Genomic DNA, 20,455 nt, shown 5'->3' on the forward strand with positions numbered 1-20,455 from the left:
GTTTCGGCGGTCCCAGACGCCGGGTACTTGCGCGATCCGTCCCGCCCGTGTGGACTACGGCCAAGCCTCGCGCACGCGCGTGGCTGAAGACATCTACCGAAACATGATCAGGAGGCAACCCGTGAGCGCGACCGCGGACCACGCGGAGGAGCGGACGAACCCTGCCGCCAGGCTGGGTTTCCAGCCCGGGCAGGTGGTCCAGGAGATCGGCTACGACGACGACGTCGACCAGGAGCTCCGCGAGGCCATCGAGGGCGCCGTCGAGGGCGAGCTGGTGGACGAGGACTACGAGGACGTGGCCGATGCCGTCGTGCTGTGGTTCCGTGACGACGACGGCGACCTGACGGATGCGCTGGTGGATGCCACCACGTACATCGAAGAGGGCGGGTCGATCCTCCTTCTCACGCCGAAGACCGGCCGTGACGGGTACGTCGAGGCCAGTGACATCTCGGAGGCCTCCACGACCGCCGGACTGACGGCGTCCAAGAGCGTCAGCGTCGGAAAGGACTGGAGCGGCAGCCGGCTGGCTACGCCCAAGGCCGCCAAGTCCAAGCGGTAGCCGTCCGGCTCCGCGACGAACCGGACCCCGGACGGACCGGCAGCCGAGCGCTGTCGGCCCGTCCGCGGGGCCGCGACCGTCCCTGCGTAGGGTGTTTCCAGCGAAGCATCTGAAGAGGTCTTCCTGCGGAGATCTCTCGACGGAAGGGACGAACGGGACATGACGATCCAGGTCGGCGACAAGGCCCCCGACTTCGAACTCAAGGACAACCACGGCGCCACCGTCCGGCTGTCCGAGTTCCGCGGCCGGAAGAACGTCGTGCTGCTCTTCTACCCCTTCGCCTTCACCGGTGTGTGCACGGGCGAGCTGTGCGAGGTGCGCGACAACCTGCCGCAGTTCTCCGACCGGGACACCCAGGTGCTCGCCGTCTCCAACGACTCCATCCACACCCTGCGCGTCTTCGCCGAGCAGGAGGGCCTGGAGTACCCGCTGCTCTCCGACTTCTGGCCGCACGGCAACGTCTCGCGCGCCTACGGCGTCTTCGACGAGGACAAGGGCTGCGCCGTCCGCGGCACCTTCATCATCGACCAGGAGGGCGTCGTGCGCTGGACCGTGGTCAACGGTCTGCCGGACGCCCGTGACCTGACCGAGTACGTGAAGGCGCTCGACACCCTGTGACCGGCGCCCGCCGCCGGCGCCGAGGGCCGGCCCCGAGTGCCGACACCACGTGATTTGTCGGCTCCGGGGACTACGGGGGGCGGGAACCCGTCACTAGGATCGACTCGTTGATCCGATATCCACGCACTACGGGGCACCCCGCCCCTGGACACCAATGGAGGACTCGTGGGAGTCAGCCTCAGCAAGGGCGGCAACGTATCGCTGACCAAGGAGGCCCCCGGCCTGACCGCGGTCATCGTCGGTCTGGGGTGGGACATCCGCACCACGACCGGCACCGACTTCGACCTGGACGCCAGCGCGCTGCTGCTGAACAGCGGCGGCAAGGTCGCCAGCGACGCGCACTTCATCTTCTTCAACAACCTGAAGAGCCCGGACGGCTCGGTCGAGCACACCGGCGACAACCTCACCGGTGAGGGCGAGGGCGACGACGAGCAGATCAAGATCAACCTCGCCACTGTCCCCGCCGACATCGAGAAGATCGTCTTCCCGGTCTCGATCTACGACGCCGAGAACCGCCAGCAGTCCTTCGGCCAGGTCCGCAACGCGTTCATCCGCGTCGTCAACCAGGCCGGCGAGGCCGAGATCGCCCGCTACGACCTGAGCGAGGACGCCTCCACGGAGACCGCCATGGTCTTCGGCGAGCTGTACCGGCACGGGGCGGAGTGGAAGTTCCGCGCCATCGGCCAGGGCTACGCCTCGGGTCTGCGCGGCATCGCCCAGGACTTCGGCGTGAACGTCTGAGTGACCGAACGGCCGGGACGACCGCCTCGATCGTCCGGCGAGGCCACGGTCTCGACACGTCCGGCGCCGCACGGTTTACGTGCGGCGCCGGACGCGCAGGAAACCCAAGAACCATCACCCGGGGAGGGACCATCACCATGGGCGTCACGCTTGCCAAGGGCGGCAACGTCTCCCTGTCCAAGGCCGCACCGAACCTCACGCAGGTACTGGTCGGACTCGGCTGGGACGCGCGTTCCACCACCGGAGCACCCTTCGACCTCGACGCGAGCGCACTCGTGTGCAGCGGCGGCCGGGTGCTCGGCGACGAGTGGTTCGTCTTCTACAACCAGCTCAAGAGCCCGGACGGCTCGATCGAGCACACCGGCGACAACCTCACCGGTGAGGGCGAGGGCGACGACGAGTCGCTGCTGGTCGACCTCTCCAAGGTGCCCGCCCACTGCGACAAGATCGTCTTTCCGGTCTCGATCCACCTGGCCGACGAGCGCGGCCAGGCCTTCGGCCAGGTCAGCAACGCCTTCATCCGGGTCGTCAACCAGGCCGACGGCCAGGAGCTGGCCCGCTACGACCTCAGCGAAGACGCCTCCACCGAGACCGCGATGATCTTCGGCGAGCTCTACCGCTACCAGGGGGAGTGGAAGTTCCGTGCAGTGGGGCAGGGGTACGCGTCGGGGCTTCGCGGCATCGCTCTAGACTTCGGAGTCAACGTTTCGTAAAGCCGAGTACGGCGCGGGGGAGCCCCTCCCCCCAGACTTCGTCTGGGAGGTACCCCCAACACACGATTGGGTAGCCAGTGCTTCTGAAAACCTTCGGCTGGTCGTTCGCGGTCACCGCGCTCGGCCTGGTCGCGGCGGTCTTCTACGGGGGGTGGACCGCCTTCGGCATCGTGGCGATCCTCTCCGTCCTGGAGATCTCGCTGTCCTTCGACAACGCGGTGGTCAACGCCGGGATCCTGAAGAAGATGAATGCCTTCTGGCAGAAGATCTTCCTCACCGTCGGCATCCTCATCGCCGTGTTCGGCATGCGCCTGGTGTTCCCGGTCGTGATCGTGGCGATCAGCGCCCAGCTCGGACCGATCGAGGCCGTCGACCTCGCGCTCACCGACAAGGACCGCTATCAGGAGCTGGTGACGGACGCGCATCCGTCGATCGCCGCCTTCGGTGGCATGTTCCTTCTGATGATCTTCCTTGACTTCATCTTCGAGGACCGGGACATCAAGTGGCTGGCCTGGCTTGAGCGCCCGCTCGCGAAGCTCGGCAAGGTCGACATGCTGTCGGTCTGCATCGCCCTGGTCGTGCTCCTCGTCTCCGCCATCACCTTCGGCGCCCACGCCCACCAGCACGGCGGTGCCCATGCCGACAAGGCGGAAACCGTCCTGCTCGCGGGCATCGCCGGTCTGATCACCTACATGATCGTCGGTGGCCTGTCCGGATACTTCGAGGACAAACTCGAAGAGGAGGAGGAACGCGAGCACGAGGAGGAAGAGGCGGCCGAACGCGCCGGAAAGCCCAGGTCGGCCGTTAAGCTGGCGGGCAAGGCCGCGTTCTTCATGTTCCTCTACCTGGAGGTCCTGGACGCGTCGTTCTCCTTCGACGGCGTCATCGGCGCCTTCGCCATCACCAACGACATCGTCCTGATGGCGCTGGGCCTCGGCATCGGCGCCATGTACGTCCGGTCCCTCACGGTCTACCTGGTCCGCCAGGGCACCCTCGACGACTACGTCTACCTGGAGCACGGTGCCCACTACGCCATCGGCGCCCTGTCCGTCATCCTGCTGGTCACCATCCAGTACCAGATCCACGAGATCATCACCGGCCTCGTCGGCGTCATCCTCATCGCCTGGTCCTTCTGGTCCTCGGTGCGCCGCAACCGCGCACTGGCGGCGGCCGGGGGAGACGGCGACCAGGAGAAGGCGGAGGTCCCCTCCGGGGTGTGACAACCTCGGCCCCCGGGCCGTGGTGCGCTCCCGGTGCCCCCGTGCCCCTGGTGTGAACCCGGCCCGGACGAGGAACGCTCTGAGCGGGGCGGCCGTCGAGGACGACTCCTCGGGGCCGCCCCGTCGGCGGTGACGCGAAGGTGGGGCGGGAATGGGCTTCTTGGACGGACTGTGGGGCGGCCGCAAGTCCGAGTTCGACTCGGGCAGCGCGGCCACCAACTCCATCCAGCTGACCAAACGGCACAGCCAGGTCTCCCTGACCAAGCAGGGCGCGGCGACCGGCAATCTCCGCGTCAACCTCTCCTGGCGGATGCGGACCTCCGACATCTCGGGCGTCCAGCGGGAGAGCCTGCTGCGCCATCCCTTCAAGGCGCTGAAGCCTCCAGAGGTCGTCGGCCACAGTCAGAGCATGGTCAACGTCGACCTCGACCTCGGCTGCCTCTACGAACTCAAGGACGGCACCCGCGGGGTGGTCCAGCCGCTCGGCGGTTTCATGGGCGACGTCAACGCCCCGCCCTACGTCAAACTCAGCGGCGACGACCGCTTCGGCTCGGCCTCCGGCGAGACGCTCTACATCAACCTCGACCACCGGGACGCCATCAAGCGGCTGTTGCTCTTCGCCTACATCTACGACCAGACCCCCGCCTTCGACCGGACGCACGCCATCGTCACGCTCTACCCGAGCAACGGCCCCCGCATCGAGATAGGCCTCGACGAGCGCCATCCGCAGGCCCGGTCGTGCGCCGTGGTGATGATCGAGAACGTCAAGGACGAGATCATCGTCCGCCGCGAGGTGAAGTTCGTGTACGGCTTCCAGGGCGAACTGGACCGGCTGTACGGGTGGGGCCTGCAATGGGGCCGGGGGCACAAGAGCAAGGCGGAGCGCTGAGCCCCGGCCCCGGGCGCCGGGGCCGCCACGGCCGGGTACGGTCCGCGGCGGCTACCGGCCGACGAACTGCGGTCCCTGCGGAGGCAGCCGGAAGTCCGGATCGGGGGCCCCGGTCACCGGCTGCGGATAGCCGTAGCCGGACTGCGCCCCGGTGACCCCGGCCGCCGCCGGCGCCTGCGGATACCCGTACCCGGGCCCGGCGGCGGGCGGCTGGGGATAGCCGTAGGCGGGCTGCGCCGGTACGCCGGAGGGCTGCTCGGGCGGCAGCGGCCGCGAGGCCGCGGGGAGGGGCTGCACGGCCGTCGGGTGGTCGGGGCCGACCGCAGGCGCAGTGGGCATGGGCTGGGCCGAGCCGGACTGCGCGGGCGTGGGCCGGTCGGGCGTGGACCGGGACGGCGTGGACGGGGCGGGGGCCGTCGGGAACGCTTCGGGCCGAGGGGCCGACATGGGGTCGTCCGCCCCCTCCGACTCGTCCACCGAGATGCCGAAGTCGGTCGCCAGGCCCTTGAGCCCGTTCGAGTAGCCCTCGCCCAGCGCCCGGAACTTCCACATCTCCCCGCGCCGGTACAGCTCGCCGCAGATCAACGCCGTCTCCTGGCCCGTCTCCGGCTTGACGTCGAAGTACGCCAGCGGTTCCGCGTCGGCGGCCGCGGCGTCGTACAGCAGGATGCGCAGCGACGCGACCCGGTCGAAGGCGACGCCGTCCGCCGAGGCGACCAGCAGGATCCGGCCCACGGAGGCCTCGACGCCGGAGAGGTCCGTCTGGATCGTGTCGGTCAGGCCCTCGGCGACCCGCTTCTTGCCGAGCCGCCAGACCTGGCCGGAGGGGTGCCGGGGCTGGTTGTAGAAGACGAAGTCCTCGTCGGAACGCACACGGCCGTCCGCCCCCAGCAGGAGTGCGGAGGCGTCGACGTCGGGGACCCCCTGCCCGGGAGTCCAGCGCAGCATGGCGCGTACCGTGGTGGCTTGCAGCGGGACGTTCGACCCCTTCAGCATCGCGTGCGTCATGCCGTCATCCTGCCCTCTCGGTCCTGGTCACGACAACGCGGGGCGGGTACTCGGATCGTGTTCGCCCGCCCCGGCTCGTCGCCGCCGACACGGCCGGGTTACCTGGAATTCATGCCCGGTGGGAACCTCCGACATGGATACGTACGTACTATTACCGGCCGCCTTCGGCGATTCACAGGTTGCCCAGACACCACGGGGGAGTTTAAATGCATCATTTCGGACAGATAGCCCCTGATGTGCGGAAGCGTCTCTTTCATCAGGAGCCCTGCTTCTTCACGGCGGACTCCCCGGCCCGGCTGCTGTCCGCGGCCCTGGGCGCCACGCTCTACAGCCCGGCCACCCGGCCGAGCCTCGCCGACGACATCCTGAAGCAGAGCGCGCGCGGGCTGGTGTCGATGGTGCTGTGCCTGGAGGACTCGATCGACGACGCCGACGTACCCGCGGGCGAGGCGAACCTCGTCCGCCGGCTCACGGACCTGGCGGAACGTTCCGACATCGACGTCCCCCTCCTGTTCGTCCGGGTCCGCACCCCCGAGCAGATACCCGACCTCGTGCGGCGCCTGGGCCCCGCCGTACGGCTGCTGTCCGGATTCGTACTGCCGAAGTTCACCGAGGAACGCGGCATGCCGTTCCTGGAGGCACTCGCCGCCGCCGAGGCCACCAGCGGCCGAAGGCTCTTCGCCATGCCCGTGCTCGAGTCCCCCGACCTGCTGTACCGGGAGACCCGGGTGCAGACGCTGGAGGGAATCTTCCGCGCGGTCGACAAGTACCGGGACCGCGTGCTCGCCCTGCGGCTCGGCGTGACCGACTTCTGCTCCTCCTACGGGCTGCGCCGGGGCCCCGACATGACGGCCTACGACGTCCAGATCGTCGCCTCCGTGATCGCCGACGTGGTGAACATGCTCGCCCGCGCCGACGGCACCGGCTTCACGGTGACCGGACCCGTGTGGGAGTACTTCCGCGTACAGGAACGCATGTTCAAACCGCAACTGCGGCAGAGCCCGTTCCTGGAGGGACAGGCCGTGGAACTGCGCCAGAAGCTCATCGAGCACTCGATGGACGGCCTGCTGCGCGAGATCTCCCTGGACCGGGCCAACGGCCTGCTGGGCAAGACCTGCATCCACCCCTCGCACGTGCTCCCCGTCCACGCCCTGTCCGTGGTCAGCCACGAGGAGTTCAGCGACGCCCAGGACATCCTGCGGCCCGAACGATGCGGCGGAGGCGTGATGAGGTCGGCCTACACGAACAAGATGAACGAGGTGAAGCCCCACCGCGCCTGGGCCGAACGGACCCTGCTGCGCGCCGAGGTCTTCGGGGTGGCGAACGAGGACGTCGGCTTCGTGGAACTGCTCGCCGCCGGCCTGTCCGACTGAACGCGGGGCGGCAGGGACGCCGGACGCCGAGCACGACGAATCCATGACCGACGCCGGGGCACAGGCCGCGGCGGACAACGGGAGGCACGAGTACATGACCGAGAGGGCGCGCGCCGAGGGGCACGCCGAAGAGCCCGTCGGGGTCTGGTCCGGCAGCTGGGTCGCCGAGCGGCTCGGCGTTGAACTCGCCGGCGACGAGGCGCTGACCGGCCTGCTGGGGCTCGCCCTGCGCCGCAACCCCAAGCGGGCGCACCTGCTCGTCTCCAACGTGCTCGGCAAACACGTCCCCCAGTCGCCCTCCGTCGTGTACGGCCACGGCGTCGCCCTCGGCCGGCGCGTCCGCGAACTGCTCGGCGCCGAGGCCGCCGAACGCGCGGTCGTCCTCGGCTACGCGGAGACCGCCACCGGACTCGGCCACTGTGTCGCCGACGGCCTGGGCCCCGCGCCCTACCTGCACTCCACCCGCCGCACGGTCGCCGGGGTCGCCCGCGCCGGCGGCTTCGAGGAGTCCCACTCGCACGCGACCTCCCACCTCCTGCTGCCCGAGGACCCCGCACTGCTGGCCGGGGACGGGCCGCTGGTCCTCGTCGACGACGAGTTCTCCACGGGGAACACGGTGCTGAACACCGTGCGCGATCTCCACGAGCGGTATCCCCGGGGGCGGTACGTGGTGGTCGCCCTGGTGGACATGCGGTCGGCGGCGGACGCGGGGCGCCTCGAGGAGTTCGCGCGGGAGATCGGCGCGCGGGTGGATCTCGTAGCGGCGGCCTCGGGGACGGTGCGGCTGCCGGACGGGGTGCTGGAGAAGGGGCAGGCCCTGGTGACGCGGTACGAGGCGGAGAGCGCGCAGGCCGGTGGTCCGTCGTCCGCGGCGCCGTCGTGGCCGGTCGCGCAGTTCCCCGCGCCCCTGGAGGGCGTTGTCGGCCCCGCACCCGACCACCGCACCCACCCCCACGCCACCCCCGTGGACCTGCGCTGGCCCGCCGGTCTTCCCGACGGTGGCCGGCACGGCTTCACCCCCGCCGACCGGGTCCGCCTCGAAGCCGCCCTCCCCGCCATGGCCGCCCAAATCGCCGGGGCGCTGCCCGCCGGCGCCCGACGCGTGCTCGTCCTCGGCTTCGAGGAGCTCATGTACGCCCCCCTCCGCCTGGCCCACGCACTGGAGCAGACCGTCGGCGACGACGTCGCCGTGCGCTACTCCACCACCACCCGCTCTCCCGTCCTCGCCGTCGACGACCCCGGCTACGCCATACGCACCCGCCTGGTCTTCCCCGCGCACGACGACCCGGCCGACGGCCCCGGCGAGCGCTACGCCTACAACGTCGCGGGCGCCGGTTTCGACGCCGTCGTCGCCGTCGTCGACTCGGCGGCCGACACCCCCGCGCTGCACGCCCCGGACGGGCTGGCCGCCCGGCTCGCCGCCCACGCCCCCCACGTCCTGCTCGCGGTCGTCCCGTCGTACGCCCCCGGCGTCCCGCCCGCACCGCACACCCCGGAAAGGCCCTCCATGCTGCCCGAGCCGCTGCGCGGCCCCGCATTCTCCTCGTACGCGCCCGACGAGGTCGGGTGGCTGCTCCAGGACCTCTCGGACGTGACGCTGGAGGCGCCGACCGAAGAGCGCGAAGAGGCGATCCAGAGCGGCGGCGCGCACTACGCCGAGTCGCTGCCCGTGGAGTACCAGCCCAGCGAGCAGTACCAGGAGCTCTTCCACGCGGCGCTCAAGACGTCCGCCGCCCGGCTGGCGCGCGCCGTCGGCGCCGTCACCGAGACGGTGCTCGCGGAGCGGTCGCCCCGCCCCGTGCTGGTCTCCCTGGCCCGGGCGGGCACCCCCGTCGGCGTCCTGATGCGCCGTTGGGCGCGGTTCCGGCACGGTCTCGACCTCCCTCACTACGCGGTGTCGATCGTGCGGGGGCGGGGCATCGACGCCAACGCCCTGCGCTGGCTGGCCGGCCACCACGACCCCGCCGACGTCGTCTTCGTCGACGGCTGGACCGGCAAGGGCGCCATCACCCGCGAACTGGCCGCCGCCCTTCGCGACTTCGAGGCCTCCGACGGCGTCACCGGCTTCGACCCGGAGATCGCCGTACTGGCCGACCCCGGCTCCTGCGTACGCACCTACGGCACCCGGGACGACTTCCTCATCCCCTCGGCCTGCCTCAACTCGACCGTCTCCGGCCTCGTCTCCCGCACCGTGCTCCGCTCCGACCTGGTCGGCCCGCACGACTTCCACGGCGCGAAGTTCTACCGCGAACTCGCCGGCGCCGACCTGTCACCGGCCTTCCTCGACGCCGTCTCCGCCCACTTCCCGGACGTCACGGAAACGGTCGGCACCCAGGTCAAGGACCTCCTCTCCACCGACCGAACCCCCACCTGGGAGGGCTGGGCCGCCGTCGAGCGCATCAGCGAGGAGTACGGCATCCACGACGTGAACCTCGTCAAGCCCGGCGTCGGCGAGACCACGCGGGTGATGCTGCGCCGGGTCCCCTGGAAGGTGCTGGCCCGAGCGGGTGCCGGCGCCGACCTGGACCACGTCCGCCTGCTGGCCGAGCAGCGGGGCGTACCCGTGGAGGAGGTCGACGGCCTTCCCTACACCTGCGTCGGCCTGATCCACCCCCAGTACACGCGGGGCGCCACCGGCGCCGACGGCAGGGCGGTGACGCTCTGATGGCGGTGCTCGTCGCCAGCGACCTGGACCGCACCCTCATCTACTCCGCGGCCGCCCTCGGACTGACCATGCCCGACCTGAGGGCACCCCGCCTGCTGTGCGTGGAGGTCTACGAGAGCAGACCCCTGTCCTACATGACCGAGACGGCCGCCCGGCTGCTGACCGACCTCGGTGACACGGCGGTCTTCGTGCCGGCCACCACCCGGACCCGCAAGCAGTACCAGCGGATCAACCTCCCCGGTCCCGCGCCGAAGTACGCGATCTGCGCCAACGGCGGCCACCTGCTGGTGGACGGCGTCTCCGACCCCGGCTGGCACGCCCGGGTGACCGCGCGGCTGGCCGACGAATGCGCCTCCCTGGCCGAGGTCCGCGACCACCTGACGAGCACCGCCGACCCGCTGTGGGTGCGCAAGCACCGGGTCGCCGAGGACCTCTTCGCCTACCTGGTGGTCGAACGCGACCTGCTGCCCCAGGACTGGGTGAAGGAACTCGCCGTGTGGGCCGAGAACCGCGGCTGGACCGTGTCCCTCCAGGGCCGCAAGATCTACGCGGTCCCCAAGCCGCTCACCAAGAGCGCCGCCGTGCACGAGGTCGCCCGCCGCACCGGAACCGAACTCACCCTCGCCGCGGGCGACTCGCTCCTCGACGCCGACCTGCTGCTCGCCGCCGACCGGGGCTGGCGCCCGGGCCACGGCGAACTGGCCGACTCCGGGTGGACGGCTCCGACGATCAGTGCCTTGCCCGAGCGCGGCGTCCTGGCCGGTGAGCGGATCCTCCGCGAGTTCCTGCGTGGGGTGAGCCCGGCTCGCTGAACCCGCCGTCCGGGCCCCCGGTACCGTCCCCGGTGCCGGGGCGGTCGTCGTCGTCGGCCGGCGGCCGTATGCCCTGCCGTCCGTCGCCCCCGTGGCCCCGCCGGCGCCGGCCGGCGCCCGGCCGCAGCAGACGCATGCCGGCGAAGACCAGCAGCGCCAGGGCGGCCGCCGCGAGGATCACCTTCGAGTACGTGGAGGCGATGCCCGAGACCTCGGACCAGTTGTCCCCCAGCGCGTAGCCGGCGAGGACGAACACGGTGTTCCAGATCGCGCTGCCCAGCGTGGTCAGGGCGAGGAAGACGGGAAGCCGCATCCGCCCGACACCCGCCGGGACGGAGATCAGGCTGCGGAAAACGGGGATCATCCGGCCGAAGAACACGGCCTTCGTCCCGTGCCTGAGGAACCACGCCTCCGTCTTCTCCACGTCGGACACCTTCACCAGCGGCAGCCTCCCCGCCATCGCCACCGTGCGGTCCCGGCCGAGCAGGGCGCCGACGCCGTACAGGGCGAGCGCGCCGATCACCGAACCCGCGGTCGTCCACAGCAGGACGGCGATCAGGCTCATCCGGCCGGAGCTCGCGGCGAACCCGGCGAGCGGCAGGATCACCTCGCTCGGCAGCGGAGGAAAGAGATTCTCCAGAGCGATGGCGAGACCGGCGCCGGGTGCGCCGAGGGCGTCCATGAGGTCGTTGATCCACTGCGGGGCCGCGCCGCTGTCCTCGGCCGGCCGCGCTGCGATGGCTGTCATGACGACCACGCTAGAAAATCGCGGCTGAAGGGACCCTGAGGAAACCCACATGACCGAATGCGGTGCACCGCGGGCGTGAGTTGCGGTCTACCGCAGGGAGGGGACCTCAGCCGCAGCAGCCCCCGCCGCAGCAGCCTCCGCCGCCACCACCCGAGGACGGTGCCGGCGCGGACGCGGAGGCCGAGCCGCCGACCGCGACCGTCGACAGCAGCTTCACGGTGTCGTCGTGACCGGCCGGACAGGCGGCGGGAGCGGAGGACTCGGCCATCGGACGGCTCAGTTCGAAGGTGTCGCCGCAGCTGCGGCAGCGGTACTCGTAGCGAGGCATGCGCACAGGTTAACCGGCACGGCCGGCCGACGGCCCCCGGTCGTCCCGGGCGGTCAGTGACCGGCTCCGCGGTCCTCGCGGATCTGGGTGACCACCTGGGCCACGGTCTGTCGGACCGCTTCCGTCTCCGTCAGGAAGTGCCAGTAGTCGGGGTGCCGGCCCTCCAGCGTGGTGACCGCCCGCTCCAGCCGGGCCACGGCGTCGTCCAGGGGGCGTGCGTGGCGGGGCTCGGGGGTGTTGCGACCGGCCATGGCCAGGCGCTGGGCGTCGCGGATGGCGAAGCGGGTGCGTTCGATCTCCTGCTGCGGGTCCTTCTGCACGGCGTTCAGCTGCCGCAGCCGGTCGCCGGCCGCCGAGACGGCCTCGTCGGTCGAGTTCAGCAGCGCTCGTACCGTCGACAACAGGGCGGTGGCGTCGGGCCAGCGCTGTTCGTCGCGGGCGGTCTGCGCCTCGGACAGTTTCCGCTCGGCCTGCCGGACGGATTCGGCGGCCTGGTCCGGCACGTGCTGGAGGTCCTGCCAGCAGGCGGCGGTGAAACGGCGCCGCAGCTCGCTGAGCACCGGCTCGACCTGTCCGGTGCGGGTGGTCAGGGCCTGGGCCCGGGTACGCAGGGAGACCAGGCGGTGGCCGATCTCGGCGGCGCGCTCGGGCAGCCGTTCCGCCTCGGCGCGGACCGCCTCGGCCTCCCGGGTGACACGCTCGGCGCGCTCCAGGGTCTGGGGCACTCCGTGCTGTCCCGCGCCCTGGTTGAGGCGGGTCAGTTCAGGGCCGAGGGTGGCCAGGCGGGTGGCCAGGTCGTCCGCCTTCAGACCGGACCCGCGTGCGGAGTCCAGGGCGTTGGACGCGGCGAGGAGGGCCTGCCGGGCGCGCTCCACGGCGGGCGCCAGCCGGGCCAGCTGGGTCTCGGCCTTGCCGAGGAGCGGGCCGAGGCCCTCGGCGAAGCGGTCCAGTTCCTGCTTGACCCGGCCCAGCTCGGTCCTGGCGGCGGTCAGTTCGGTGCGGGCGCGGGCGGCGGCCGACGCCTCCAGGTCGTCCCGGTCCAGGTCATGGGCGTCGACGGCATCGATGTACTGGTGGCTGGCCTCGTCGATGCGCCGGCCCAGGGCCTCGAAGTCGGTGACCGCGCGCCGGGCGGCGGGGGAGGAGTCGACGGCCGCGATCGTCTCTATGGAGATCCGCAGGTCCCGCTGGGCGGTGTCCAGCTCGTAGAAGGCGGCGGCCGCGTCGTCCTTCGCGGTCTGGGCCTCGGCCCGCTGGCTCTCGGCCCGCCCGCCGAACCAGCGCCGGGTACCGCCCCCGGCGAACGCGGCGGGCAGCGCGATCACGGCGAGCAGGGGCAGGCCCATCAGGGTGATCGCGTCACGGACCGGTCCGGGCGCCCGGCGGCGGGAGCGGTGCGGCAGGCGCTGGGCGCGCACCACCATCGGCGAGTTCGGCTGCGATGGTGTCGCCGTCACATCCCTCTCCCGTGTCGTCCGTCCTGCCCGGGTTGTTCATTCTCCCACCCGATGAGGACGAACACACGGGCCGGTCAGTTCGCGGTTCGGACCGTGATTTTGCCGTCACCGGACCGGGCGTCGACCACGTGCGCGCTGGTGCCGTCCGTGGGCACGGACACGTCGACCGCGCCGTCCCCGGTGTCCGTCGTCACCTGGTAGGCGGCCCGCGGCAGCGAGATCGTCACGGAGCCGTCGCCGGTGCGGGACTCCACCCGGTCCGGCACGGTGCCGAGGTCCAGCCGGACCGAGCCGTCGCCGGTGTGCGCCCTGACCCGGCGGGAGGAGACCGCGGCACGTACGGAGCCGTCGTCGGTGCGCAGCTCCAGCGGTCCGGAGGAGTCGGTGACGTGCACGGAGCCGTCGCCGGTGCGGATGTTCAACGCGTCCTCGAACCCGCTCGCCCGCACGCTGCCGTCCCCGTCCTTCACCTTGACGGCGACGCCGTGCGGCACCTCGATGCGGTGCTTGGCCGCGCAGTCGGCGACCACGCCGGAGCAGTGCATCCGCAGCACCAGCCGGTCCCCGTCCATCTTCCAGGTCGCCTTGGGCTCCGAACCGACGGCGACCGACCCGGAGAACCACCGGGTGACCTCGATCTTCCCGGACGCGTGGTCGTCCGAGGCGACGAGTTCCAGGGCGGAGTCGTCGGAATCGACGGTGAGCGTGCGGCCCGGCAGGTCGAACGACCGGTGCTCGGGGTCCTTGTCGTCCGAGGCGGAGGCGCAGGCGCTCAGTCCCGCGACGAGCACGGAGACGGCACCGACGGCGGCGAACACGCGGACGGGAACGGTACGGGCGGGCATGACGGTCTCCCCCTGGAACGGACGACGAGGTGCCGCGCCCGGGGTCCACCGCGGTGGCGGACGCACCTCCCGGCGAGGCTCTTCGACCGTACGGACCACGGACCCCCGCCGGGATCCGGGCCGCTACCGGATCGGGGGTGGGGTTAACCCCCGGCCGTGGGCCCGAGCACGGCGCGAACGCGTTTGCCGGGCAGCGCCCCGGGCCATGTAGGCTGTCGACTCGTCCTGGGTGCGTAGCTCAGGGGTAGAGCGCCTGCCTTACAAGCAGGATGTCGGCGGTTCGAAACCGTCCGCGCCCACCAGGACCGGCGCCGTCGTCGGCGCGCAGGCCCCCGGAGTTCTTCCGGGGGCCTTACGCGTGCGGTCGTTCCCGGCCTCCCTAGGATGAGGTCCGTGAGAAGCCCCGAGCAGCACGGCCGGCGACCGCCCGCGCGGTGGTGGCAGGCCGTATGCGTGCTCGGGCTGTTCGCCGGACTCCTCGGCATGCACGGGCTGGCACCCGGCGGCGGCCTCCCCGAGCCCTCCGCCGGACACCCGCACGCGTCGGCGGCACCGATGGCCGCGGGCGAGGCGCACGCGGGCTGCCCGCGGAACGACGGCTCCTGCGGCGGACATCTCCGGCACGCCGACGCGGTGTGCGCGTCCGGCGCGGTGGGCGACGGACCGGTGCTGCCGGCGCCCGTGCCCGACCCGGTCCCCGTCGCGGTGTGCGACGGGATCGTACGTACGCACGCGGTCGACGCTCCGGACGGTGCGCGGGCGCCGCCCTCCCTCGCCGAACTCCAGCTCCTGCGGATATAGACACCGCCCCCCCCCGCACCCGCGCCGTCCGAGCGCGGCGCGGCGTACCGGCATGTCCATCCCCCCCTCACAGCAGGAGTTCACGCATGACCAGCAGGATCAGCAGGATCAGCAGGACCAGCTTCCGTATCCGTACGCGCCGCGCCGCCGTGGTGGCGGCGACGGCCACCGCCGCGTTCGTCCTCGCCGCCTGCGGAGGCGACGGCGACGGTGGCAGCGGCAGCGGCAGCGGGCACGAGGGCCCGCACGGCTCCGCGTCCGCGAGCGCCGAGGCGGGCGAGAACGCGCACAACGCCCAGGACGTCGCCTTCGCACAGGGCATGATCCCGCACCACCGGCAGGCGCTGGAGATGGCACGGCTGGCCGCCGACCGGTCGGCGTCGGCAGAGGTCGAGGACCTCGCCGCACGCATCGAGAAGGCACAGGACCCGGAGATCGCGACCATGACCGGCTGGCTGACGGCCTGGGGCGAGGAAGTGCCGGAGCCGATGACGTCGTCGGCCGCCACGGGGACGATGGAGTCGATGCCCGGCATGGACCACTCGGCGCACTCGGACATGCCCGGGATGATGGACGGCGAGGACATGGCGAAGCTGGCGGAGGCTTCGGGCCGGGCGTTCGACACGATGTTCCTGACCATGATGGTCGAGCACCACGAGGGCGCCGTCGAGATGGCCGGCACGGAGAAGGCCGAGGGGCGCCACGCCCCGGCCAAGGCCCTGGCCGACGACATCGTCACCGCCCAGAACGCCGAGATCACCGAGATGAACAGGCTCCTCGGCAAGGACTGAGTCTCCGCCGGCCCCCGGCCCGACCCACGTGCCCTGCCCGGGTGACGCTCCTCAGGCGTCCCCGGGCGGGGCCTCGTGGGCGCGTTTCAGTGCCGACCGGGCGCTCACCTGGTCGGGGCCGGTCATCTCCGACCAGTAGCGATGGGTGCTGACGAACACGGCCAGCTCGCGCTCGCGCTGCCGGAGCTTCTCGACCTCGGCCTGTTCGTCCGCGGACCAGCCGGGTGAGGCGGGGCGCTCGACCTTGCGCCAGCCGTTGTCGTCGCTGAATCCGTCGAGCGGTTCCACGGACCAGGGAAGTCTCTTCAGCAGGGCCGACAGCTCGGCCCGGACCTGATGCAGTTCCTCCTGACCGGCGAGGAGGTCACTGGGGAAATCATAGGTCGTAGCCACATCTCAATGATACGCCTGTTCGATTTTGAGGCGCGCGTTCCCTTCAGTGGTTCACGCGAAAGGGTGGCGCCGCGGCCCGGGCCGACTGTCAGACCCCTGCCCTACCGTGAAAGACATGGACGACGTGGACGAGCGGACCGGAGCGGGCGGGGAGCGGGTGAGCCTGGTCCCCTGGGCGGAGGGGGACCTGTGGCTGCTGCGCAGGCTCAACAGCCCGGTGATGACCGCACACCTGGGCGGCCCGGAGAGCGAGGAGCAGCTCCTGGTCCGGCACCGGCGATATGCGGAGCAGGCGCCGGGGCGGATGTACCGGGTGACCCTGGCGGACGGCGGCGAGACTGTCGGCTCCGTCGGGTTCTGGCCGCGGACCTGGCAGGACACCGAGGTCTGGGAGACCGGGTGGGGCGTGCTGCCGGAGTTCCAGGGGCGCGGGCTGGCCGTGCGGGCGGCCCGCGCCGTACGGGAGGCGGCCCGCGCGGCCGGGTCCCACCGGTATCTGCACGCGTTCCCGAGTGTCGACCACGCCGCGTCCAACGCGGTCTGCCGGGGTGCCGGTTTCACGCTGCGCGGGCAGGCCGACTTCGAGTATCCGAAGGGCCACTGGATCAGGTCGAACGACTGGCGCGTGGACCTGGAGAGGGAGGACTGACGTCATGTGCCGCAGCATCAAGACCCTGCGCCCGCCGGTGCTGGCCGAGGAGGCCACCGAGGACGAGATCAGGGCCGCGGCCCTTCAGTACGTCCGCAAGGTCTCCGGGTTCCGCGCGCCCGCCGCGCACAACCGGGAGGTCTTCGAGCACGCCGTCGAGGCCGTCGCGGAGGCCACGGCCGAACTGCTGGCCGGCCTGGAGATCAGAGGAGGCGCCGGCACGCGCCGGGCCTCCTGACCCCGCGCCGCACGCGGAACCCGTCGCTACGGACGACCCGTGCCGTGCGGGTGTCGCCGCGGGACCTGTGCCGCTGCGGGTACGGCCGGGGGACCTTGCCGCCACAAAGGCCCTGACCTGTAGCGGGGCTCGCCGCGGAGCCCGCCGTCACGAGGCCTCGGTCGTCCGGGGCTGGCGGCGCATCAGGTACGCCGCGCCCGCTCCCGCGCCGAACAGCGCAACCAGCGACACCCCCGTCGCCAGCCAGCTCGCGCCCAGCCACTGGCCGCCGAAGTAGCCGAGGGCGACGCTGTAGGCGGCCCAGGCCAGCCCCGCCAGGGCCGACCAGGGGAGGAACTCGCGGATCCGGCGATGGGCCGTGCCGGCGACGAGCGAGACGACCGAGCGGCCGGCCGGGGCGAAGCGGGCCAGGACGACGAGGGCGCCGCCGCCGCGGGCCAGCGCACCGCCGAGACGTTCCTGCGCGGTGGTCAGCCGTCGGGAACGGGCGATCGCGCGGTCCAGTCGTGCCCCGCCGCGCCAGGCGAGGCGGTAGACGGCCAGGTCGCCGACGACGGAGGCGGTCGCCGCGCAGAGCGTCAGGACGAGGATGTCGGGGACGTCCTGCGGAACCGCTCCGGCGGCCGCCGCTCCCGAACCGGCGGCCGCCGCCGTCGCCGCCGTGATCACCAGGACACCGCTCGGCAACACCGGCAGCACGATGTCGAGGAGCACCGAGACGGCCACCAGCGCATAGATCCATGGGCTGCTGACCAGTGCCCCGATACTTCCCAGACTCTCCACGACCACAACTCCCCGATACTCCCCCGTGGGCCGGGCCATGCCGCAGGACGCGGGGACGGCAGGAGCGGCCGATGACAGCCATACAGCGTACGCCCGGGGTGTGACAGAGGAATCACAGGGGGCTCGGGTGTTCGGTGCGGGACGTTCACGCCGACGTCGCCCGCACCGCACTGCGGCGCCCCTGCCGTCCCGCCGCCCGTCGCACACGGCAGCGGTGCCTCCACGTCGTGCCGGGAGGCACCGCTGTGCCGGGACGGCCGCGCCGAAGCGGGGGGCTGCGGGGAGCGCGCCGTGGCGGTCCGGTCAGGCCGCGACCGGGGTCTGCCGCTCCGGAGCGGACTCCTCGCGCTCGGAGGTGCGCCGGGCGAGGAGACGGTCCAGGCCGAAGGCGCCGGAACCGGTGAAGGCGAGCAGCAGGAAGGCCCAGCAGAACATGGCGGGCGCCTCGCCGCCGTTCTCGAGCGGCCACAGGGCGCCCGGCTGGTGCACCTTGAAGTACGCGTAGGCCATGGAGCCGGAGCAGATGACCGCCACCGGGCGGGTGCCGAGGCCCAGCAGGACGAGGCCGCCACCGACCAGCTGGATCACGGCCGCGTACCAGCCCGGCCAGGTGCCCGCGTCGATCGTGCCGCCCGATCCCGCGGCGCCGCCGAGGACGCCGAACAGGGAGGCGGCGCCGTGGCAGGCGAAGAGCAGGCTGACGACTATGCGGAACAGGCCGAGCACGTAGGGCTGGGCATCGGCGCCGTTGAGGCGGCGTGCGGGCATGAGGGGTTGCTCCTTCGGTCGGCCGGCCGGGTGGGGCCGGTGGGGGACGGAACCGAGTGGGCTGCCCACGTTAGGTGTGCCTAACGAGTACTTGCAAGTTCAACATTTCGCCATAGCCTGACGTGCGGTCACCTGCATGTCATTGCCCCCGAGGCAGGTGGGAGCGCTCCCACACCCGCGGCGCGGCCTGCCGACGTGACTCAATTCATACCCTCGCCCCGTCCGTCGCACGCCCGAGCCGCCGCCTCATGCCCGTCCCGCGCCCGCGCCGCACCCGCGCCGCACCCGCGTCGCCCGCGACGGCCCGCTCCGGAGCGGCTAAGCCAGCTCCCGGTCCGTGATCGTCCGCAGTACGTGCGTGCCGTCGCGGTTCGCCCGGGCCTGTTCCAGGCGCAGCCGCGCCGACCGTCCGCGCAGGGTCAGGGTCATGATCTGGTTGCCGAACCAGGGGCCACCGGTCCTGCGCCAGCTCACCGTCGGTCGCGCGCAGCGTCCGTGCCGGGCGATGCGCCGCCCGAGCGCACGTGCCGGAGCGCTCCAGCCGAAGCGGAATCCGAGGCGGATGGAGAGCGGCACGGAGTTGTGGACGGGGGAGCAGGTCAGCTGTGCCACCCGTGCGTCGGGCACCCGCCCCGGCCACGACGGCTCGGCCACGTAGGCGTGGTGGACGTCGCCCGACAGCACGCTCACCGTCGCGGGCGCCCCCGGCCCCGTACCGGCCTCGGCGATCAGATCGCCGAGCGCGTCGAAGGACGAGGGGAACGCGGCCCAGTGCTCCAGGTCGGCACCGCGCCGGATCCGCTCGCCGCGCCGGGCCCAGCGCTTGCCCCGCTCGCCGCCGCACATCGCGGCGTTCCACGCCTCCACGTCGTGCACCAGGTGGGGCAGCAGCCAGGGCAGGGAGGTGCCGATCAGGAGGTGGTCGTAAGCGCCACGACCCGCTCCCGCCTCCTCGCCCCCGAATCCGCCCCCGCCCCCGGATCCGGATGCGGACGCGCCCTCGTCGCGCCCCTCCAGGATCTGCTCGCGCAGCCAGGCGGCCTCGCCCGGGTCGAGCATGGTGCGGCGGTCCTCCTCCAGGACGCGGGCGGCGCGGGAGTCCACCATCAGGAGCCGGGTGCGCCCGAAGTCGCGCCGGTAGCTCCAGCGCACGGAGGCCGGGTCGGAGTCCGCCCGGGCGGCGAACGCGCGCAGGGCGTCGGTGCCGTCCGAGCTCTCGCGGACGGCGGCGTAGAGCGGATCGGCGGCCAGCTCGTCCGGGGAGAGGTTGCCCAGCTGCTGGTACACCCAGTACGACATCAGCCCGCTCAGCAGCCGCTCCTGCCACCAGTCGGTGGCCCGCATGTCGGCGAGCCAGGCAGCGGAGGTGTTCCAGTCGTCGATGACGTCGTGGTCGTCGAAGATCATGCAGCTGGGCACGGTGGACAGCAGCCAGCGCACGTCGGGGTCGAGCCACGATTCGTAGTAGAGGCGGGTGTACTCCTCGTAGTCGGCGACCTGTTCGCCGGGAGGCTCGGCCGGGTCGCGGCGGCCCGCTATCCAGTGGCGCGTGGCGTCGGAGACCTCGTCGGCGTAGACCTGGTCGCCGAGCAGGAGCAGCACGTCGGGGCGGGCACCCCCGGGGTCGGCCGCGACGCGGGCGGAGAGGGTGTCCAGCGCGTCGGGGCCCACCGGGTCCTTGCCGCCGGCCGGCGGCGCGGCCCAGCGGCAGGAGCCGAAGGCGACGCGCAGGCCGTCGTCGTCCGCGGACGTGGCGGTCGCCGCGGGCGTGGCGATCACCGAGGGCGGGAAGCGGGAGTCGGGCGGCGGCCACACGCTCGCGCCGTCGAGGAGCACCTCGTACTCCGTCGCCGTACCGGCAGTCAGGCCGCCGACCGGGACCAGGGCGTAGTGGTGGCCCGCGATCCCGAAGGTGCGGGCCGTTCCCCGGGCGCCGTCGGCGCAGCGCACCTCGGCCGTGCAGGGGGTGCTCGTCTCGACCCAGACGGTCGCGCACGAACCGTCGGCGTACCTCAGCAGTGGGCCAAGGCGCAGTCCCGCCATGATGATCCTCTCC

General features: G+C 72.1%; 22 protein-coding genes and 1 tRNA gene. 14 read left to right on the forward strand and 9 right to left on the reverse strand.

Features of this window, described 5'->3' with window-relative positions; all coding sequences use genetic code 11:
• Window positions 1-121: 121 nt before the first annotated feature.
• The 6 genes from ACIQFU_RS17590 to ACIQFU_RS17615 all read left to right on the forward strand — a co-directional run bounded on the left by ACIQFU_RS17590 (window position 122) and on the right by ACIQFU_RS17615 (window position 4,740).
• Window positions 122-559, forward strand: coding sequence for a DUF3052 domain-containing protein (locus ACIQFU_RS17590; RefSeq protein ID WP_007449195.1), 438 nt, complete (start codon window positions 122-124; stop codon window positions 557-559).
• Window positions 560-718: 159 nt separating this feature from the next.
• Window positions 719-1,177 carry a peroxiredoxin gene (locus tag ACIQFU_RS17595; RefSeq protein WP_402552446.1) on the forward strand — a complete coding sequence of 153 codons (459 nt, stop codon included), beginning with the start codon at window positions 719-721 and terminating at the stop codon, window positions 1,175-1,177.
• A 165-nt stretch (window positions 1,178-1,342) separates the two neighbouring features.
• A complete protein-coding gene (locus ACIQFU_RS17600) occupies window positions 1,343-1,918 on the forward strand; it encodes a calcium homeostasis/redox stress adaptation protein (protein WP_402552448.1) in 576 nt (191 codons plus the stop codon).
• Window positions 1,919-2,055: 137 nt separating this feature from the next.
• On the forward strand, window positions 2,056-2,631 hold the full coding sequence (locus ACIQFU_RS17605; RefSeq protein ID WP_402552450.1) for a TerD family protein: 576 nt from the start codon (window positions 2,056-2,058) through the stop codon (window positions 2,629-2,631).
• 77 nt (window positions 2,632-2,708) lie between these two features.
• Window positions 2,709-3,851: a DUF475 domain-containing protein gene (locus ACIQFU_RS17610; protein WP_402552451.1), complete on the forward strand. Its 1,143-nt coding sequence runs from the start codon at window positions 2,709-2,711 to the stop codon at window positions 3,849-3,851.
• A 151-nt stretch (window positions 3,852-4,002) separates the two neighbouring features.
• Window positions 4,003-4,740 (forward strand): Tellurium resistance, encoded by a 738-nt coding sequence (locus tag ACIQFU_RS17615; RefSeq protein WP_402552453.1) that lies wholly within the window; start codon window positions 4,003-4,005, stop codon window positions 4,738-4,740.
• 51 nt (window positions 4,741-4,791) lie between these two features.
• Here ACIQFU_RS17615 and ACIQFU_RS17620 read toward each other — a convergent pair whose 3' ends face one another.
• On the reverse strand, window positions 4,792-5,748 hold the full coding sequence (locus ACIQFU_RS17620) for a TerD family protein (protein ID WP_402552455.1): 957 nt from the start codon (window positions 5,746-5,748) through the stop codon (window positions 4,792-4,794).
• Window positions 5,749-5,954: 206 nt separating this feature from the next.
• On the opposite strand from ACIQFU_RS17620, the gene ACIQFU_RS17625 reads away from it, so the two are divergent.
• The 3 genes from ACIQFU_RS17625 (at window position 5,955) to ACIQFU_RS17635 (ending at window position 10,598) form a co-directional block, all read left to right on the forward strand.
• On the forward strand, window positions 5,955-7,121 hold the full coding sequence (locus ACIQFU_RS17625) for an HpcH/HpaI aldolase/citrate lyase family protein (protein WP_402552456.1): 1,167 nt from the start codon (window positions 5,955-5,957) through the stop codon (window positions 7,119-7,121).
• Window positions 7,122-7,215: 94 nt separating this feature from the next.
• Window positions 7,216-9,786, forward strand: coding sequence for a phosphoribosyltransferase (locus ACIQFU_RS17630; RefSeq protein WP_402552799.1), 2,571 nt, complete (start codon window positions 7,216-7,218; stop codon window positions 9,784-9,786).
• Window positions 9,786-10,598 carry an HAD family hydrolase gene (locus ACIQFU_RS17635; RefSeq protein WP_402552458.1) on the forward strand — a complete coding sequence of 271 codons (813 nt, stop codon included), beginning with the start codon at window positions 9,786-9,788 and terminating at the stop codon, window positions 10,596-10,598. Before ACIQFU_RS17630 ends, ACIQFU_RS17635 begins: the two co-directional genes overlap by 1 nt.
• Here the strand turns inward: ACIQFU_RS17635 and ACIQFU_RS17640 are convergent.
• The 4 genes from ACIQFU_RS17640 to ACIQFU_RS17655 all read right to left on the reverse strand — a co-directional run bounded on the left by ACIQFU_RS17640 (window position 10,516) and on the right by ACIQFU_RS17655 (window position 13,976).
• Window positions 10,516-11,346, reverse strand: a complete 831-nt coding sequence (locus tag ACIQFU_RS17640) for a DedA family protein (RefSeq protein WP_402552460.1) — start codon at window positions 11,344-11,346, stop codon at window positions 10,516-10,518. The two genes, ACIQFU_RS17635 and ACIQFU_RS17640, sit on opposite strands and share 83 nt — an antisense overlap.
• Window positions 11,347-11,452: 106 nt before the next feature.
• The gene (locus tag ACIQFU_RS17645) at window positions 11,453-11,674 is read right to left on the reverse strand and encodes a zinc ribbon domain-containing protein (RefSeq protein WP_228954827.1); all 222 of its coding nucleotides are present in this window, start codon (window positions 11,672-11,674) and stop codon (window positions 11,453-11,455) included.
• Between the two features lie 53 nt (window positions 11,675-11,727).
• Window positions 11,728-13,131, reverse strand: a complete 1,404-nt coding sequence (locus tag ACIQFU_RS17650) for a hypothetical protein (protein ID WP_402552462.1) — start codon at window positions 13,129-13,131, stop codon at window positions 11,728-11,730.
• Between the two features lie 74 nt (window positions 13,132-13,205).
• On the reverse strand, window positions 13,206-13,976 hold the full coding sequence (locus ACIQFU_RS17655; protein ID WP_402552464.1) for a DUF4097 family beta strand repeat-containing protein: 771 nt from the start codon (window positions 13,974-13,976) through the stop codon (window positions 13,206-13,208).
• A 227-nt stretch (window positions 13,977-14,203) separates the two neighbouring features.
• On the opposite strand from ACIQFU_RS17655, the gene ACIQFU_RS17660 reads away from it, so the two are divergent.
• The 3 genes from ACIQFU_RS17660 (at window position 14,204) to ACIQFU_RS17670 (ending at window position 15,568) form a co-directional block, all read left to right on the forward strand.
• Window positions 14,204-14,278 (forward strand) — tRNA-Val (locus ACIQFU_RS17660).
• A gap of 91 nt (window positions 14,279-14,369) precedes the next feature.
• On the forward strand, window positions 14,370-14,777 hold the full coding sequence (locus tag ACIQFU_RS17665) for a DUF6153 family protein (protein ID WP_402552465.1): 408 nt from the start codon (window positions 14,370-14,372) through the stop codon (window positions 14,775-14,777).
• Window positions 14,778-14,863: 86 nt separating this feature from the next.
• Entirely contained in the window at window positions 14,864-15,568 is a 705-nt protein-coding gene (locus ACIQFU_RS17670) for a DUF305 domain-containing protein (protein ID WP_402552467.1), read from the forward strand.
• A 51-nt stretch (window positions 15,569-15,619) separates the two neighbouring features.
• On the opposite strand, the gene ACIQFU_RS17675 is transcribed toward ACIQFU_RS17670, so the two are convergent.
• Window positions 15,620-15,961: a hypothetical protein gene (locus ACIQFU_RS17675; RefSeq protein ID WP_402552468.1), complete on the reverse strand. Its 342-nt coding sequence runs from the start codon at window positions 15,959-15,961 to the stop codon at window positions 15,620-15,622.
• Window positions 15,962-16,076: 115 nt separating this feature from the next.
• Here ACIQFU_RS17675 and ACIQFU_RS17680 point away from each other — a divergent pair, with 115 nt between their 5' ends.
• Together ACIQFU_RS17680 and ACIQFU_RS17685 are read left to right on the forward strand one after the other, a co-directional pair.
• A complete protein-coding gene (locus ACIQFU_RS17680) occupies window positions 16,077-16,610 on the forward strand; it encodes a GNAT family N-acetyltransferase (protein WP_402552470.1) in 534 nt (177 codons plus the stop codon).
• Between the two features lie 4 nt (window positions 16,611-16,614).
• Window positions 16,615-16,848, forward strand: coding sequence for a DUF2277 domain-containing protein (locus ACIQFU_RS17685; RefSeq protein WP_402552471.1), 234 nt, complete (start codon window positions 16,615-16,617; stop codon window positions 16,846-16,848).
• Window positions 16,849-16,995: 147 nt separating this feature from the next.
• Here ACIQFU_RS17685 and ACIQFU_RS17690 read toward each other — a convergent pair whose 3' ends face one another.
• The 3 genes from ACIQFU_RS17690 to ACIQFU_RS17700 form a co-directional block, all read right to left on the reverse strand.
• Window positions 16,996-17,670, reverse strand: coding sequence for a DedA family protein (locus ACIQFU_RS17690; RefSeq protein WP_402552472.1), 675 nt, complete (start codon window positions 17,668-17,670; stop codon window positions 16,996-16,998).
• A gap of 264 nt (window positions 17,671-17,934) precedes the next feature.
• Complete coding sequence (locus ACIQFU_RS17695) at window positions 17,935-18,399, reverse strand: DoxX family protein (RefSeq protein ID WP_402552474.1); 465 nt, start codon at window positions 18,397-18,399, stop codon at window positions 17,935-17,937.
• 318 nt (window positions 18,400-18,717) lie between these two features.
• Complete coding sequence (locus ACIQFU_RS17700) at window positions 18,718-20,442, reverse strand: alkaline phosphatase D family protein (RefSeq protein WP_402552476.1); 1,725 nt, start codon at window positions 20,440-20,442, stop codon at window positions 18,718-18,720.
• Window positions 20,443-20,455 lie beyond the last annotated feature (13 nt).

This window comes from Streptomyces sp. NPDC093065, assembly GCF_044754585.1.
In the GTDB taxonomy this organism is placed as follows: Bacteria; Actinomycetota; Actinomycetes; order Streptomycetales; family Streptomycetaceae; genus Streptomyces.

Excerpts from the sequence above, each read along its gene's own strand:
- ACIQFU_RS17670 (WP_402552467.1), top strand. The coding sequence starts at position 14,864 with ATGACCAGCAGGATCAGCAGGATCAGCAGGACCAGCTTCCGTATCCGT.
- ACIQFU_RS17605 (WP_402552450.1), top strand. The coding sequence starts at position 2,056 with ATGGGCGTCACGCTTGCCAAGGGCGGCAACGTCTCCCTGTCCAAGGCC.
- ACIQFU_RS17635 (WP_402552458.1), top strand. The coding sequence starts at position 9,786 with ATGGCGGTGCTCGTCGCCAGCGACCTGGACCGCACCCTCATCTACTCC.
- ACIQFU_RS17700 (WP_402552476.1), bottom strand. The coding sequence starts at position 20,442 with ATGGCGGGACTGCGCCTTGGCCCACTGCTGAGGTACGCCGACGGTTCG.
- ACIQFU_RS17640 (WP_402552460.1), bottom strand. The coding sequence starts at position 11,346 with ATGACAGCCATCGCAGCGCGGCCGGCCGAGGACAGCGGCGCGGCCCCG.
- ACIQFU_RS17630 (WP_402552799.1), top strand. The coding sequence starts at position 7,216 with ATGACCGAGAGGGCGCGCGCCGAGGGGCACGCCGAAGAGCCCGTCGGG.
- ACIQFU_RS17620 (WP_402552455.1), bottom strand. The coding sequence starts at position 5,748 with ATGACGCACGCGATGCTGAAGGGGTCGAACGTCCCGCTGCAAGCCACC.
- ACIQFU_RS17625 (WP_402552456.1), top strand. The coding sequence starts at position 5,955 with ATGCATCATTTCGGACAGATAGCCCCTGATGTGCGGAAGCGTCTCTTT.
- ACIQFU_RS17595 (WP_402552446.1), top strand. The coding sequence starts at position 719 with ATGACGATCCAGGTCGGCGACAAGGCCCCCGACTTCGAACTCAAGGAC.
- ACIQFU_RS17615 (WP_402552453.1), top strand. The coding sequence starts at position 4,003 with ATGGGCTTCTTGGACGGACTGTGGGGCGGCCGCAAGTCCGAGTTCGAC.
- ACIQFU_RS17680 (WP_402552470.1), top strand. The coding sequence starts at position 16,077 with ATGGACGACGTGGACGAGCGGACCGGAGCGGGCGGGGAGCGGGTGAGC.
- ACIQFU_RS17690 (WP_402552472.1), bottom strand. The coding sequence starts at position 17,670 with ATGGCCCGGCCCACGGGGGAGTATCGGGGAGTTGTGGTCGTGGAGAGT.
- ACIQFU_RS17695 (WP_402552474.1), bottom strand. The coding sequence starts at position 18,399 with ATGCCCGCACGCCGCCTCAACGGCGCCGATGCCCAGCCCTACGTGCTC.
- ACIQFU_RS17685 (WP_402552471.1), top strand. The coding sequence starts at position 16,615 with ATGTGCCGCAGCATCAAGACCCTGCGCCCGCCGGTGCTGGCCGAGGAG.
- ACIQFU_RS17655 (WP_402552464.1), bottom strand. The coding sequence starts at position 13,976 with ATGCCCGCCCGTACCGTTCCCGTCCGCGTGTTCGCCGCCGTCGGTGCC.
- ACIQFU_RS17645 (WP_228954827.1), bottom strand. The coding sequence starts at position 11,674 with ATGCCTCGCTACGAGTACCGCTGCCGCAGCTGCGGCGACACCTTCGAA.